General features: G+C 69.2%; 10 protein-coding genes. 8 read left to right on the top strand and 2 right to left on the bottom strand.

Annotated features, from left to right (window positions below; genetic code table 11):
* The first annotated feature begins 61 nt into the window (after positions 1-61).
* From LXM64_RS13040 to LXM64_RS13020, 5 genes are all read left to right on the top strand, one after another.
* Complete coding sequence (locus LXM64_RS13040; RefSeq protein ID WP_326490528.1) at positions 62-2,230, top strand: alpha-galactosidase; 2,169 nt, start codon at positions 62-64, stop codon at positions 2,228-2,230.
* The gene (locus LXM64_RS13035) at positions 2,227-3,162 is read left to right on the top strand and encodes a carbohydrate ABC transporter permease (protein ID WP_234073567.1); all 936 of its coding nucleotides are present in this window, start codon (positions 2,227-2,229) and stop codon (positions 3,160-3,162) included. Before LXM64_RS13040 ends, LXM64_RS13035 begins: the two co-directional genes overlap by 4 nt.
* A gap of 9 nt (positions 3,163-3,171) precedes the next feature.
* On the top strand, positions 3,172-4,116 hold the full coding sequence (locus LXM64_RS13030) for a carbohydrate ABC transporter permease (protein WP_234073566.1): 945 nt from the start codon (positions 3,172-3,174) through the stop codon (positions 4,114-4,116).
* Positions 4,117-4,204: 88 nt separating this feature from the next.
* The gene (locus LXM64_RS13025; RefSeq protein ID WP_234073565.1) at positions 4,205-5,545 is read left to right on the top strand and encodes an ABC transporter substrate-binding protein; all 1,341 of its coding nucleotides are present in this window, start codon (positions 4,205-4,207) and stop codon (positions 5,543-5,545) included.
* 70 nt (positions 5,546-5,615) lie between these two features.
* Positions 5,616-8,891, top strand: a complete 3,276-nt coding sequence (locus tag LXM64_RS13020) for a bacterial Ig-like domain-containing protein (protein ID WP_234073564.1) — start codon at positions 5,616-5,618, stop codon at positions 8,889-8,891.
* Between the two features lie 153 nt (positions 8,892-9,044).
* On the opposite strand, the gene LXM64_RS13015 is transcribed toward LXM64_RS13020, so the two are convergent.
* A complete protein-coding gene (locus tag LXM64_RS13015; RefSeq protein ID WP_234073563.1) occupies positions 9,045-9,935 on the bottom strand; it encodes a hypothetical protein in 891 nt (296 codons plus the stop codon).
* A gap of 19 nt (positions 9,936-9,954) precedes the next feature.
* Positions 9,955-11,412 carry a polysaccharide biosynthesis tyrosine autokinase gene (locus LXM64_RS13010; protein WP_234073562.1) on the bottom strand — a complete coding sequence of 486 codons (1,458 nt, stop codon included), beginning with the start codon at positions 11,410-11,412 and terminating at the stop codon, positions 9,955-9,957.
* A gap of 203 nt (positions 11,413-11,615) precedes the next feature.
* On the opposite strand from LXM64_RS13010, the gene LXM64_RS16065 reads away from it, so the two are divergent.
* The 3 genes from LXM64_RS16065 (at position 11,616) to LXM64_RS13000 (ending at position 14,032) form a co-directional block, all read left to right on the top strand.
* Positions 11,616-11,750, top strand: a complete 135-nt coding sequence (locus tag LXM64_RS16065) for a hypothetical protein (protein WP_267955106.1) — start codon at positions 11,616-11,618, stop codon at positions 11,748-11,750.
* A gap of 50 nt (positions 11,751-11,800) precedes the next feature.
* On the top strand, positions 11,801-12,931 hold the full coding sequence (locus LXM64_RS13005) for a hypothetical protein (RefSeq protein ID WP_234073561.1): 1,131 nt from the start codon (positions 11,801-11,803) through the stop codon (positions 12,929-12,931).
* A gap of 129 nt (positions 12,932-13,060) precedes the next feature.
* Positions 13,061-14,032 (top strand): hypothetical protein, encoded by a 972-nt coding sequence (locus tag LXM64_RS13000; protein ID WP_234073560.1) that lies wholly within the window; start codon positions 13,061-13,063, stop codon positions 14,030-14,032.
* The last annotated feature ends 1 nt before the right edge of the window (position 14,033 follow it).

The raw sequence follows: 14,033 nt of genomic DNA, 5'->3' as shown, positions 1-14,033 counted from the left end.
GTGCTACGTTCTGACCAACGTTTGCAGACCAATGGTGGGAAGAGGCGAAGACGCTGTGACGATGCAGGCAACCGACGAGGGCGACGCCGCTCCGATCTCGATGGGCGAAGACGTCAGGTTCGTCGCGGGGGGTGTCGGGCTCGTCGTGTCCCTTCCCTCCCGCTCCTTGCCGCGCATCGTGCACTGGGGTTCGGACGCGTTCGACGACGCGGATGCGGACGAGCTCGCCCGCCATGCCGCGCCGCCGCGGGCGACGAACGGCGCCGATGTGCCGGTGCGGGTATCGCTCGTCCCGGAGAACTCGGCGGGGTGGACCGGAACGCCGGGCGTGTCCGGTCACCGCGCCGGCCGCGCGTGGTCGCCGTCCTTCGTCCCGGTCTCGACGGAGATCGAGCATCGCCCCGAGGGCGGACGCATCCTGGTCGTCGCCCGCGACGAGTTCGTCGGTCTCGAACTGCGGCTCGCGATCGAGCTGCTCCCGAGCGGACTGGTGCGCCTCGCGTCCGAGCTGAAGAACGTCGGCGCCGACGCGTACACCCTCGACGCCCTGACCTCCGCGATGCCGGTGCCCACCCGTGCCGATCTGCTGTTCGATCTCGCCGGGCGATGGGCGAAGGAGCGGGTTCCCCAGACGCGTGCGTTCACGGTCGGCACCCACCTGCGCGAGGGTCGGCACGGTCGCACGGGAGCGGATGCGGCACTCGTGCTGATGGCGGGGACACCCGACCTCGACTTCGACCGCGGGGAGGCCTGGGGGCTGCATGTCGCGTTCAGCGGCAACCACCGCACGCTCGCCGAACGCGCGTTCTCCGGCGAGCGGCTGCTACTCGGCGGCGAGCTGCTGCTGCCCGGGGAGATCGAACTCGCGCCGGGCGAGTCCTACGCCGCTCCGGCGATCTACGCCGCATACGGCGCGGGCCTGGATGCGGTCGCCGCACGCTTCCACACCCATCTCCGCTCCCGACCGCATCACCCGCGCTCAGCGCGCCCGGTCGTCATGAACGTCTGGGAGGCGGTGTACTTCGACCACGATCTCGACCGGCTGCTCGAGCTCGCGGATCTCGCGCAGAGCGTCGGAGTGGAGCGGTTCGTGCTCGACGACGGCTGGTTCGGCAGCCGTCGAGACGACACCTCCGGCCTCGGCGACTGGGTGCTGGGGGAGCAGGTCTGGGGAGACGGCCGGTTCCGGCACCTCGTCGACGGCGTCCGCGCTCGCGGGATGGAGTTCGGACTCTGGTTCGAGCCCGAGATGGTGAACCCGGACTCGGATCTCGCGCGCGCACATCCGGAGTGGATGCTGCAGGTGCCCGGAAGGCTGCCCATCCCCTTCCGCCATCAGCAGGTGCTGGATCTGACGCATCCGGGCGCGTTCGTCCACGTGCGCGATCAGGTCGTGGCGCTCGTGCAGGAGTACGGGATCTCCTACATCAAGTGGGACCACAACCGCGACCTCATCGACGCCGGCTCCACGCGCACGGGTCGTGCCGGGGTGCACGCGCAGACCCACGCCGCGTATCGGCTGCTGGATGAGATCCGTCGGGCTGTACCGGATCTCGAGATCGAGTCGTGCTCGTCGGGCGGCGCGCGCGTGGACCTCGAGATCCTCGAGCACACCGACCGGGTGTGGGCCTCGGACTGCATCGATGCGCGCGAGCGTCAGCAGATCCAGCGGTGGACGGCGCAGCTGCTGCCGCCGGAGCTCGTCGGCAGCCACATCGGCGCCGACCGCGCGCACACGACGCGTCGACGTCTGGACCTCTCCTTCCGCGCGGCGACGTCGCTCTTCGGGCACTTCGGTATCGAATGGGACCTCAGCACCGCGACGCCCGAAGAACGGGACGAGCTGGCGGAGTGGGTCGCGTACTACAAGCGGATGCGTCCGCTCATCCACGGCGGAACCACCGTGCGCCGCGCGCTCGAAGACGGTGACCTCTGGCTGCACGGTGCGGTCGCCGCCGACCTCAACGAGGCGCTCTACCTCGTGACGCTGCGGGAGCGTCACATCACCTGGCCCGTGGGGCGGGTCCGTCTGCCCGGCCTGGACCCCAGACGGCGCTACCGGCTGCGGGCCTCCGGGCCCGCGCTCGAACCGTACGACGAGCGCATCCATCCCTCCTGGTGGATCGACGGCACGGTTCTGACGGGCGCGGCGCTGGCCGAGGTCGGGGTGCATGTCCCCGCTCTGGATCCCGACCAGGTCGCCCTGCTGCACGTGGAGGCACTGTCATGAGTCGGAGCATCACGACCCGCGCACTCGACACCCGTGCGATCATCGCGCCCGGGTCGCGCCGCCGGCATCGTGGCGACTTCCGCGTCGCCATGCTGTTCATCGCGCCCGCAGCCATCGGCTTCCTGGCCTTCTACCTGATCCCCTCGCTGCGCGGCGTGTGGTTCAGCTTCACCGATCAGAACCTCATCGGCGCGGGCGAGTTCATCGGCACGGAGAACTACGAGCGGATGTTCCAGGACCCGCTGTTCTGGAACGCCCTCGGAGTGACGGCGGAGTACGTCGTCATCAACATCGGAGTGCAGACGGTGCTGGCGGTGGGCATCGCCGTGCTCATGCACCGCCTGACCCGCTCCGCCGTCATCCGCGGCATCATCCTGCTGCCGTACCTGGTCGCGAACGTCGTCGTCGCCCTCGTCTGGTTCTGGATGATGGACTACTCCACCGGCATCATCAACGTCGTCTTCGACTGGCTCGGGACCGATCGCGTCGCGTTCTTCGGCAGCGAGCAGCTGGCCATCCCCACGATCGCCCTGATCAACGTGTGGCGCTACGTCGGCTACACGGCGCTGCTCATCTTCGCGGGGCTGCAGACCATCCCCACCCAGCTGTACGAGGCCGCGGCACTCGACGGCGCATCGGAGACGCGGATGTTCCGTTCGATCACGCTGCCGTTGCTGCGTCCCGTGCTCGCTCTCGTGCTGGTGATCACGGTGGTCGGCTCGTTCCAGATCTTCGACACCGTCGCCGTCACCACGCAGGGCGGCCCGGTCAACGCGACGCGCGTCATCTACTACTACATCTACCAACAGGCCTTCGAACGCTTCGACCTGGGATACGCGTCGGCGATGTCGGTCTTCCTGCTCGTCGTCCTCGCCGCCGTGGCGTGGGCGCAGCTGAAGATCATGCGTTCCAACCAGTCGGACCTCGCCTAAGGAGCCGCCATGACCGCTGTGATGACGCCGCGCCCGGCGGCGACCGAACCCGCATCCCCCGTCCGACGCCGACCGCGGAAGCCGCTGCCCGTGGGGCGCATCCTCGCGTGGGGGGCCCTGGGAGTCCTTCTCGTCGTGACGCTCTTCCCGTTCTACTGGATGCTGCGCACGGCATTGTCTACGAACACCGCGCTGTACACGAACGCGGGCAGTCTGCTCCCGGTGGACTTCAGCTGGGGCGGCTTCGCACGTGTGCTGGGGCTTGCGACACCCGAGCAGGCGGCGGCAGAGGGGGGAACCACCGGTTCGATCGACTTCTGGCTGTACCTGCGCAACACCGTCATCGTCGCCACCGTGATCACCCTCGGGCAGGTGCTGTTCTCGTCCATGGCTGCCTACGCCTTCGCGCGACTGCACTGGCGGGGGAGGGAAGCGGTCTTCTTCCTCTTCCTCACGGCGCTGATGATCCCGCCGATCTTCGTGCAGCTCCCCAACTTCATCCTGATCCGCGACCTGGGGCTGCTCAACACGCTCGCCGGCATCATCCTGCCGTTCTTCTTCATGACGCCGTTCGCGATCTTCTTCATGCGGCAGTTCTTCCTCGGCATCAGCCGCGAGGTCGAGGAGTCGGCGAAGATCGACGGCGCGGGCCACTTCCGGATCTTCTTCCGCATCGTGCTGCCGATGTCGTCGACGCCGATCTTCACGCTCGCGCTGCTGACCTACATCACTGCCTGGGGCGAGTACTTCTGGCCGCTGCTGGTCGGCCGCGCCGACGAATCCCGTGTGCTCACCGTCGCCCTCGGCATCTTCCGCTCGCAGACACCGCAGACGGGGCCCGACTGGGCGGGACTCATGGCGGGAACCCTCGTCGCGGCGCTGCCCATCTTCGTGCTGTTCGTCCTCTTCGGACGAAAGCTCGTCGACAACCTCGGCTACTCGGGCATCAAGTAGCCGCTGTACGCCTGACCGACGGCGCCGTCGCTCGGTCGACCCGAAGAAACACCCTCACGAAAGGCATGTCATGCGTCATTCTCCTCGTGTGCGCCGCACCGTTGCGGTCACCGCGGTCGCCGTCGCCGTCCCTCTCGCCCTCGCCGGATGCGCCGGGGGCGGTGACGCGGCAGGCTCCGACGACTCCATCACGTACTGGCTGTGGGACAGCAACCAGCAGGCCGCCTACCAGCAGTGCGCGACCGACTTCGAGCAGACCAGCGGCATCAGCGTCAAGATCGAGCAGTTCGGCTGGGCGGACTACTGGCAGGGCTTGACCACGGGCTTCGCCTCGGGCACCGCGCCGGACGTGTTCGCCGATCACCTCTCCTACTTCCCACAGTTCGTCTCCCAGGGTCAGCTGCTCGACATCAGCGACAGGGTCGAAGCCGACTCGATCGACCTCGACATCTATCAGGACGGACTCGCCGAGCTCTGGACCGACCAGGAGGGCGGTCGCTATGGCCTGCCGAAGGACTTCGACACCGTCGCCACCTTCTACAACCAGCAGATGGCGACGGATGCGGGCCTGACCGCCGAGCAACTGGGATCGCTGGAGTGGAACCCCGCCGACGGCGGCAGCTTCGAGGCCGCGCTCGCGCGACTGACGGTCGACGCGAACGGCGTCCACGGCGACGAGCCCGGCTTCGACAAGTCGAAGGTGGCGGTCTACGGACTCGCGCTGAGCGGCAACGGGCTGAACGCGAGCGGTCAGCAGACCTGGGCCCCCTACGCTCTCGGCAACGACTGGTACTTCGGTGACAAGACGCCCTGGACCACTACCTGGAACTTCGACGACCCGTCGTTCGTCGAGACGATGACCTGGTACAAGAGCCTCGCTGACAAGGGCTACATGCCCAGCGTCGACATCGCGCTGTCCGAGCAGGACCCGCTCAACGGCTACCTCGCGGGTCGCTACGCCATGGTCACGGACGGCAGCTGGATGACGGCCTCGTACCTCGGGCAGACGGACACGCCCACGCTGGTCGTGCCGACGCCCATCGGCCCCGACGGGGAACGCGCCAGCGTCTTCAACGGGCTCTCGGATGGCATCTGGGCGGGAACCAGCAAGCCGGATGCGGCATGGCAGTGGGTCAGCTACCTCGGCTCCAGCGCATGCCAGGACGTCGTGGCCGCCGCCGCCGTCGTGTTCCCGGCGATCCAGAGCTCCACCGAGAAGGCGGAGACCGCGTTCGCCGACAAGGGCTGGGACGTCAGCGGCTTCACCGTCCAGGTGACCGACGGCACCACCAAGCTCCTTCCGATCGCCGACCACTGGTCGGACGTCAACGACACCATGACCGCGACGATCGAGTCGTTCCTGAAGGGCGGCTCGGACGCGGGCGCCTTCACCAGCGCCAACGACCAGATCAACGCACTGTTCCGATGACAACCCGGTGGGCGCCGCGGCACGCGGCGCCCACCCCTCTTCCGCATCCCCTCACGACAAGGACGTCACGATGACACTCGCCTCACCACGCCTGCGCAGCCGCGCCGGGCGCTCCCTCCGCCGGGCGGTCGCGACCGCCGCGTGCGCCGCCCTGGCCCTCACGGGCGCGGTCGTGGCCACACCGGCCGCCGCCGCATCCGCGGACACGGTTCAGATCGACTTCAGCGAACGCACGGGCCAGTTCCGCGGTGGAGCCTCCGGCATGCTCTACGGCCTCGGCGACGAGGGCGTGCCCACCGACGCGATCATCGCGGGTGCGCGTCCCTCGAACGTCACACAGAAGGCCCCGCGCGGTGCGCAGCACCCGAACGGAGACCCGCTGGAGGTGGAGGGCTCCTTCTTCCGCAACGGCGGCGACTACCTGATGGTCAACATCCAGGACTACTACCCGGACTGGCCCTACAACGGCGGGAAGCGCCCCGAGGACTTCGAGTCGTACCTCGACATCGTGCGCACCGTCGTCACCGACATCCGCGACAACTCCGCCTATCCGGAGCGCTACGTCTTCACCCCGTTCAACGAGCCCGACGGCATCAACTGGTACGGTCAGTGGGACCAGATGAAGGATCACTTCTTCTCCGACTGGGACGCCGCCTATCGCACGATCAAGGAGATCATGCCGGAGGCGCGTATCGCCGGTCCGGGCGACGCCTGGTGGCACGGCGGGAGCACGCGGGAGATCCTGCAGTCGGCGAAGGCCTCGGGCACCCTGCCGGACATCTGGACCTGGCACGAGCTCGGCGTCGAGAACCTCCGCACCTTCCGCGGACATCTGGCCGAGTTCCGTCAGATCGAGCAGGAGGTCGGGGTCGGGCCGCTTCCGGTCAACATCACCGAGTACGCGATGCGTCGGGACATGTCCGTTCCCGGCCAGATCGTGCAGTGGCTCGCGATGTTCGAAGACGCGAAGGTTGACGCCCAGACCGCGTACTGGACGTTCGCGGGCAACCTCAACGACAACATGGCCAAGGGTGGCGCCGCGAACGGCGCCTGGTGGCTTCTCAAGTGGTACGGGGATCTCTCGGGCGACACCGTCCAGCTGACACCGCCGCAGCTCAACGCGGTGGACACGGTGCAGGGGATCGCGACGATCGACGACGAGCGCCGGCAGGCGACCGTGCTGGTCGGCGGCGGCTCCTCCGACATCCAGCTCGACCTCGCGGGACTGGACCCCGATGTGTTCGGTCCGACCGTCGATGTGCAGGTGAGAGAGAGCAGCTGGACGGGGCAGGAGGGCGAGGCCCAGGCGCCGCGAGTCGTCGCGGCGGAGCGGGTCACGCTCGACGACGCGCTGGCGGTCACCGTGCCGAACGACGACAGGCAGTCCGCGTATCAGGTGGTGATCACCCCCGCGCTCGGCGAGGAGCCGGTCGTCGACGACACCTGGCGAACCGAGATCGAGGCGGAGGACGCGGAGCTGCGCTCGCTGCAGGTGAACGACCGCCCCGCCAACGACGCGTGGGTGTTCGCTGCATCAGGTCAGAAGGACGTCACCGGGTTCACCCGCGCCGACGCGTCGGTGAGCTGGGACGTGGAGGTGCCCGAAGACGGCGCCTACCGCTTCGCCGTGATCGTCGGCGTCGGCGGTCCGGGGAGCCACGCGTTCTTCGTCGACGGCGAACCGGCCGCGACCCTCGCATACGAGCCCGGCTTCAACACGACCTACCGCGGTCGCGCGGAGGCGATGCTGACGCTGGATGCCGGGGCGCACACCATCTCGGTGCGTGCGAGCAGTGACGGCTCCTCGGTGCTGCCGGGCGCCGATGTGTCGCTCGACCGACTGGAGCTCGAGCGGGTCGACGGCGCGGAGACGCACGACTACCCCGCCTTCCTCGCGCGCACGGATGCGGCGCCCGCCGCATCCGGAACCGTTCCGCTCGCGTCCGACGCCGGGGCCACGTTCTTCGTGTCCGCACGAGAGAGCGGCTACCACGACGTCGACGTGCGCTACGAGACCGACGGGCCCGCATCCGTGCAGGTCTCGCTCAACGGCCGTGCCATCGAGGGCGCTGCGGCCGAGTACGCAGGGCGCTGGACCTCGACCCTGCGGGTGCACCTGCGGGAGGGGATCAACCAGGTCTCGGTCACGGCGGATGCGGCGCAGCTCGCGGGTATCCGCACGACCCGTGTCGCTGAAGCGGATGAGGCCGTGACGCGCATCGAGGTCGAGGACGCGGAGCTTGTGACGCTCGCGGGCGGTGTCCGACGCGAGAACGTCTCCGCACCCACGAACGTCAGCGGTCAGCAGATCGGCTGGCTCGGCGGGGGTGCCGCCAACACGGCGACCATCGCGCGCGGCGACGCGCTGCCGGCGGGCGACTACGACCTGCAGGTGCGCTACTCCAACGCCGAGAAGAACACCGGTCACGCCTACAACGCCGACATCATCACGCGGTTCCTCGACGTCAGCGAGGTGGGCGGGGAGACGGCGCGGGGATCCTTCCGTCACAACTACTCCTGGAAGGGGTTCTGGACGCACAGCATGCCCGTCACGCTCTCGACCGAGAGCGGAGACATCGTGCTCGGCAATGCCACGTCGTACGCTCCGAACCTCGACTGGGTCGCGCTCGCGCCGCTCTCGCTCGCGGTGACGAACGTGCCGGCACCGCCGTCGGAGTCCGCCACCTTGGAAGTGGTCTCCCCGCCGGTCAAGACGCGGTACGTCATCGGCGAGGTCTTCGCCGCGGAGGGGCTCGCGGTGGCGGTGCGAGACGGCGAGCGGATCATCCCGCTGGCGGAGGACGCATATTCTCTGCAGGGCTTCGAGTCGACGACCGCGGGGCAGAAGACGATCACCGTCGCCGCCGAGATCGCCGGTCGCTCGTTCACCACGACCTTCACCGTCGAGGTGGTGGTACCGGAGCCGGGGGTCGACCCCGCGATGTCGCTGTCCTCGTCGACGGTGGCGCAGGGTGGGAGGATCACCGTCACCGGCAGCGGGCTGCCCGCATCCGCCGCGGCCGAGGTGTGGCTGCACTCCGATCCCGTGCTCCTCGCTGACGCGGCGACCGATGCCGACGGTGCGCTGACGGCCACGGTCACCATCCCGGCGGGAACGCCCGTGGGATCGCACGAGATCGTCGTGCGGGTCGCGGGAGTGGAGCTGCGTGCCGACCTCGCGGTCACCGCCGCCGGCGGTGCGGCGGCTCCGGGTGCTCCGAGCAGCGATCCGCTCGCCAACACCGGCGGTCAGATCGCGTGGGGTGTGGGAGCGCTGGCGGCACTCCTGCTGGTCGCGGGCGGCATCCTGATCGCTCGACGTCGCCGGAGTGCTACCGAGCACTGAGCGAGGGCGGAGGTGGAGGGCGAGATCGGTGCGCCCTCCACTTCCGTGGCGTGCCGAACTCCTGCAGATGTGCGTCTGGGGTAGGCGGAGGGCGCTGAGTGGCGGGTGTTGCAGGAGTTCGGTCGTACCTCGCCGGGACCGGATGCGGCTGGGTCAGCCGACGGCGCGAACGGTGTCGCCGGCCCAGAGCCACAGGGCGTCGGACGCCGCGGCGAAGGCGGCGGGGCCGGCTGGAGCGTCCGCGAGGCAGGTATCGCCCACGAGGAGGCCCGCGCAGGACGGGTCCGTGCGCGCGGTGCGCGCGCCGTCGGCTGTCGCGATGACGGCGACCGCGCGTTCCGCGACGGGCTGCCACCCGCCGCCGTCCCACTGCTGCGCGATGCCCTCGCACACGAGGGTCAGTGCGCCCGCGTCGCCCTGCGCGCCCCAGGGCTCGGGGCACGGCGCCTCGACTCGACCCGACGGCGTCACGATCGCGGCGGGGGCCGCGGGGTCGATGTAGGTCGCCGCGGCCAGAGTCGCCGCATCCTGTTCCCAGAAGCGTCCCTGTGTGAAGGTGCGCAGCCCCTGCGTCTCGCAGGCGGCACCCATGCGCGCGACGATGCGCGCTTCCGTTCCGACGAACGCCTCGACGTGCAGGATCTCGCCGATGCCGAGATAGCGCGGCGTGACGTCGCTCCAGGTCTGGCCGCCGTCGGTGGATCGCTCCAGCAGGGGTGCGGTCGTCCCGCAGTCGCCGGCGGATGCGCGCCACAGGGCCTGTTCGCCCACGGCGAGGAACCGCTCCGCGGCGCCGGGCGCCGCAACCGGCGCGAGCGGTGCAGACGAGGCCGACGCGGCGGGGGACGGCGAGATCGACGGCGAAGCGGACGGCGCGGGGGACGGTGTGGTCGTGCGAAGCGGGCGCGTCTCGGGCGGGGTGGGCGGTGTCAGCGCGAACACCGCGAGCGCGATGGCGGCGACCGCCAGCGCGGAAACGAGAACCCCCGTCAGCGCGCGGCTGACGGGGGTGGAGCGATGAATCGGGCGACGACGTGAGGACATCGCACGAACGCCTCTCTGTTCAGGAGCCCTTCACGAGCTCGTCGAGGCCGGCGTCGTCCTCCGGCGCCCGCTTGCGTGAGTTCTTCGCCTTCGCGGGAGCCGGCTCCGGAGCCGTGCCGTACGTCCCGTAGCCGCCGTATCCGTATCCGTAGCCGTACCCGTACGCATCCGGTCCGCGGGTGGGGACCATGCTCATGACGATGCCGCCGACCTTCGCATCGACCGTCTCGAGAGCCGTGAGTGCCGCGGTGAGCTGACCCGTCGTCGTGCGACCGGCGGCGACGACGAGGATCGCCGCCGTCGTCTCGCGCGACAGGATCGCCGCATCCGTCACCGGCAGCAGCGGGGGAGCATCGAGAAGCACCACGTCGAAGTCGCGGCTGATCGCCTCGAGCAGCTGTGCCATCTGGCGCGAACCGAGCAGCTCGCTGGGGTTCGGCGGCACCTTGCCCGCGGGCAGGACGAACAGCGGGCGCTTGCCCCAGGGGAGCATCACGTCGCCGACCTTCGCGCGACCGATCAGCACATCCGTGAGGCCCGCGCCGCCCTCGATACCGAGGTACTCGGCGACCTTGGGCTTGCGCAGATCGGTGTCGATGAGAGCGACGCGCTTCCCGGCATCCGCGAGGGCGATCGCCAGGTTCACCGTCGTCGTGGACTTGCCCTCGCTCGGGATGGAGGAGGTGATCACGAAGGAGTGACCGCCGTCCATCTCGATGAACTGCAGGTTGGTGCGCAGGGCCCGGAAGGACTCCGAGCGCGTGTTGTACGGGTCGGCCTGGATGATGATCGGCCGCTCCGCCGCCTTCGCGTCGAACGGGATCGCGCCGAGGATCGGGCGGTCGGTGATCTGGTTGACATCGCGGATGGTGCGGATGCGGGTGTCGAGCACCGTCCGCAGCACGGCGATACCGATGCCGACGGCGAGACCGATGAGTGCACCGAGCGCGAGGTTCAGAGGGACGTTCGGGCTGACCGGAACGTTCGTGGGGACCGCCGTGCTCGCCGTCGTGAGGCGCACCGGGCTCTCGCCTCCCGTGGACGGCTCGATCTCCTCGACCGCGAGCGGCAGCTGGGCGGCGACGGCATTGGCGATGTCGGCGGCCTTGACCGGGTCGGCATCGGTCACCGCGATCGTGATGAAGGTGGTGTTCAGCACGCTGCTGACACTCACGTTCTTGGCGAGGGCTCCGGCGCTCATGTCGAGTCCCAGGTCGCGGATCACGGGATCGAGCACGAGCTGCTTGGTCGCCACGTTGACATAGGTCGCCACGCGCTGCTGGGTGAAGTTCGATCCCTGCGAGATCTCCTGCACGCTGCCGCTGGACTGTGTCGAGACGACCACCGAGGCCTGCGACTCATAGAGGGGCGTGCGGGTCAGCGAGTATCCGGCGGCCGCCCCCAGCCCGACGAGAGTTGCGACGACGATGATCAGCCAGTTCTTCCGCAGAACCCGGATGTAGTCGCTGAGTTCCATGGTGCCTCTCAGATCGGGAGTATCGCGCACCATCCTGCCACAGGCCTTATTTCGGGCCGGTGAACGATAACGCTCATCGGACTTCTCGGATGTCGGCGGTGCCGGGGGAAACTACTCAGCCGCACACTCCTGCCGGCCGCGTCGAGGCTAGATTCGTCACGGCGGTCTCCTGGGGGAGTCGCCTGTCTGGGGAAGGGCGTGCGATGTCTCTCGCGAATGCTGCCGCATGGGCGGCCACGGCGACACAAGGTCTGCCGTGGGTGTGGGGCGCGCTGGGCGTGCTCGGATTCGCCACGCTGGTGATCATCGTCGTGCGCGGGCGTCGCGAACGAGAGTGATCGCGCCCACCTCCGACCGATGGATCCGCCGTGCCCGCCGCGTCGGATCGGTGAGCATCTCCCCGGTGGCGCGGGCGGCCGCATCCGAAGAGCGCGCGCTCTCGCGCATCATGGTCGGCGCGACCGCCCTGGTGGCGGGTCTGGGTGCGGTGCTCGCCAGCGTGCAGGCCGTGCTCGTGCTCGGAGTGGTCTCCGACGACATGCGCCAGCTCGCCCCCGATCCGTTCTCCGAGATCGTGCTGCGGTGGGCGTACAACTTCACCGCCGTCGCGATCGTGGTCGGCGGGGCGTTCCTGCTGCATCCGGAACGGCGCGGCACGCGCGCGCGGTCCGCCATCGTGCTCTCGCTCGGAGTCGTCGCAGCCCTCAGCCGATCCCTCCTGCAGGTGCTCAGCGGCGTGGTGGATACAGCGTCCGAAGGCGCCGTGCGCGTGGTCGGCCTGGAGACGGCGATGACCTTCCTCCTGGCGCTGCTCGCGCTCGGCAGCGGACTCCAGTTCGCGGACGTCTGGCGTCGCGCGCGCGAGGCGGATCTGACCCGCATCGAGGCGCAGGAGCGGGCGCTGACCCTCATGGACGATGTCCGCGCCGAGGAACTGCGCGTGCGCAAGGACGTGGCCGCCACGATCCACGGCTCCGTGCAGGGCACCTTCGTCGTGCTGGAGGCGGAGCTGCGCGACATCGCTGCCGCCGCTCCGATGCCGCAGCGCATCGTCGCGGTGGCCGACACGCTCGCCCGCCTGCGCGAGCACGAGCTGCGTGCCCTGAGCGAACGGCTGTACCCCGTCGATCTCGACCGGGGGCTGGCGCCCGCCGTGCGTGCGCTCGCGGCGCGTACTCCCGCGCACGTTGAGATCATCGACGACGCGTCGCCGCTGCTCGCCGTGCTGGGTGCGCGCATCGACAAGCGGATGCGGGTCGTCGTGGTGCGGGTGCTGGAGGAGGGGCAGACCAACGCGCTGCGCCACGGCGGTGCGCGCCGCATCCGTCTCGCCGCGCGCGTGATGCGCGGAGTGCTGCTGCTCGAGGTCGTCAGCGACGGCGCCTCGCCCGCCGCGGACGTCCGGCTGTCGGGACTCGCCCGCTTGCACCAGCAGCTCGACGTCGTCGGGGGCGCGCTCGAGCTCGCCGCCGGGGCGACCGGCGGCGCGGTTCTGCGCGCGCGACTGCCCCTGATCTGAGCGGTGCGACACCCTATCCGATGGTGTGGGAAGGATGCGCGGCGTCTTCCCAGATGGGAAGACGCTATGCGATCCCTAAGCTGAGCATGTGCGTCGTCGCATCGGCGCCGGTGATCCTATGGGGGAATCATGGTTCGTTCACGCCTGCTCGCCATCGCGCCGCTCGCCGTTGTCGCGGCGCTCGCTCTCACGGCCTGCTCGGCCGCGGACGGAGACAAGGGCGATGACCGCCCCGAGTCGCCGCTGTCGGCCTACCTCTCCTCGATCTGGGGCGGCGATCTGTCCACCGAGGAGCAGGAAGCGCGCTTCACCGAGCAGCAGAAGAAGTCCGAGGAGCTCGTGGCGCAGTGCATGTCGGAGGAAGGCTTCGACTACACGCCCAACATCCAATCGGTGTCCTTCAGCAGCAGCAGCGACGTCGAGTGGAAGCCGGACGACCGCGACTGGGTGACCCAGTACGGCTACGGAATGATCAACTACCCCGGCCGCGACGAGACGCCCACGGACCAGGAGCAGTACGTCGACCCGAACCAGGACTACGTCTCGAGCCTGTCGGAGTCGGAGCAGACCGCGTTCTACGAGGCACTGTACGGTCCGTCCCCCACGGAGGAGGAGCTGAACGAGGACGGCTCCTACGAGTACGACTGGACGAAGGCCGGATGTCAGGGCTGGGCGCAGCACGAGTCCGGCGCCAACCCGATGATGGACGAGGAATTCCAGGGCATCAACGACGCCATCAACGACTTCTACACGAAGATGGCCGACGACCCGGGCTTCGCGAAGATCGACGCCGAGTGGGCCTCCTGCATGGCCGACGCCGGCCAGTCCGGCTTCGCCAAGCAGGGCGATGCGCAGACGAGCATGTCCGACAAGCTGAACGAGTACTACAGCGGACAGACCGCGTACGTCGAGGACGACCCGAAGCTCAAGGAGCTCGGTGAAGAGGAGATCACCCTCGCCCTCGCCGACCTCGATTGCCGTGAGAAGACGGACTACCGAGACGCGTACGAGAAGGTGCAGTTCGCGCTCGAGGAGCAGTTCATCGCCGACAACAAGGCCGACCTCGACGCCCTCAAGGCGGCCGCCGAGCAGGCGAGCTGAC

Source organism: Microbacterium binotii (assembly GCF_021398715.1).
Taxonomy (GTDB): domain Bacteria; phylum Actinomycetota; class Actinomycetes; order Actinomycetales; family Microbacteriaceae; genus Microbacterium; species Microbacterium binotii_A.
Note: the sequence above shows the minus strand (reverse complement) of the source record. Positions and strands in the feature narration are given on the sequence as shown.

Excerpts from the sequence above, each read along its gene's own strand:
- LXM64_RS13040 (WP_326490528.1), top strand. The coding sequence starts at position 62 with ATGCAGGCAACCGACGAGGGCGACGCCGCTCCGATCTCGATGGGCGAA.
- LXM64_RS13035 (WP_234073567.1), top strand. The coding sequence starts at position 2,227 with ATGAGTCGGAGCATCACGACCCGCGCACTCGACACCCGTGCGATCATC.
- LXM64_RS13030 (WP_234073566.1), top strand. The coding sequence starts at position 3,172 with ATGACCGCTGTGATGACGCCGCGCCCGGCGGCGACCGAACCCGCATCC.
- LXM64_RS13020 (WP_234073564.1), top strand. The coding sequence starts at position 5,616 with ATGACACTCGCCTCACCACGCCTGCGCAGCCGCGCCGGGCGCTCCCTC.
- LXM64_RS13015 (WP_234073563.1), bottom strand. The coding sequence starts at position 9,935 with ATGTCCTCACGTCGTCGCCCGATTCATCGCTCCACCCCCGTCAGCCGC.
- LXM64_RS13010 (WP_234073562.1), bottom strand. The coding sequence starts at position 11,412 with ATGGAACTCAGCGACTACATCCGGGTTCTGCGGAAGAACTGGCTGATC.
- LXM64_RS16065 (WP_267955106.1), top strand. The coding sequence starts at position 11,616 with ATGTCTCTCGCGAATGCTGCCGCATGGGCGGCCACGGCGACACAAGGT.
- LXM64_RS13000 (WP_234073560.1), top strand. The coding sequence starts at position 13,061 with ATGGTTCGTTCACGCCTGCTCGCCATCGCGCCGCTCGCCGTTGTCGCG.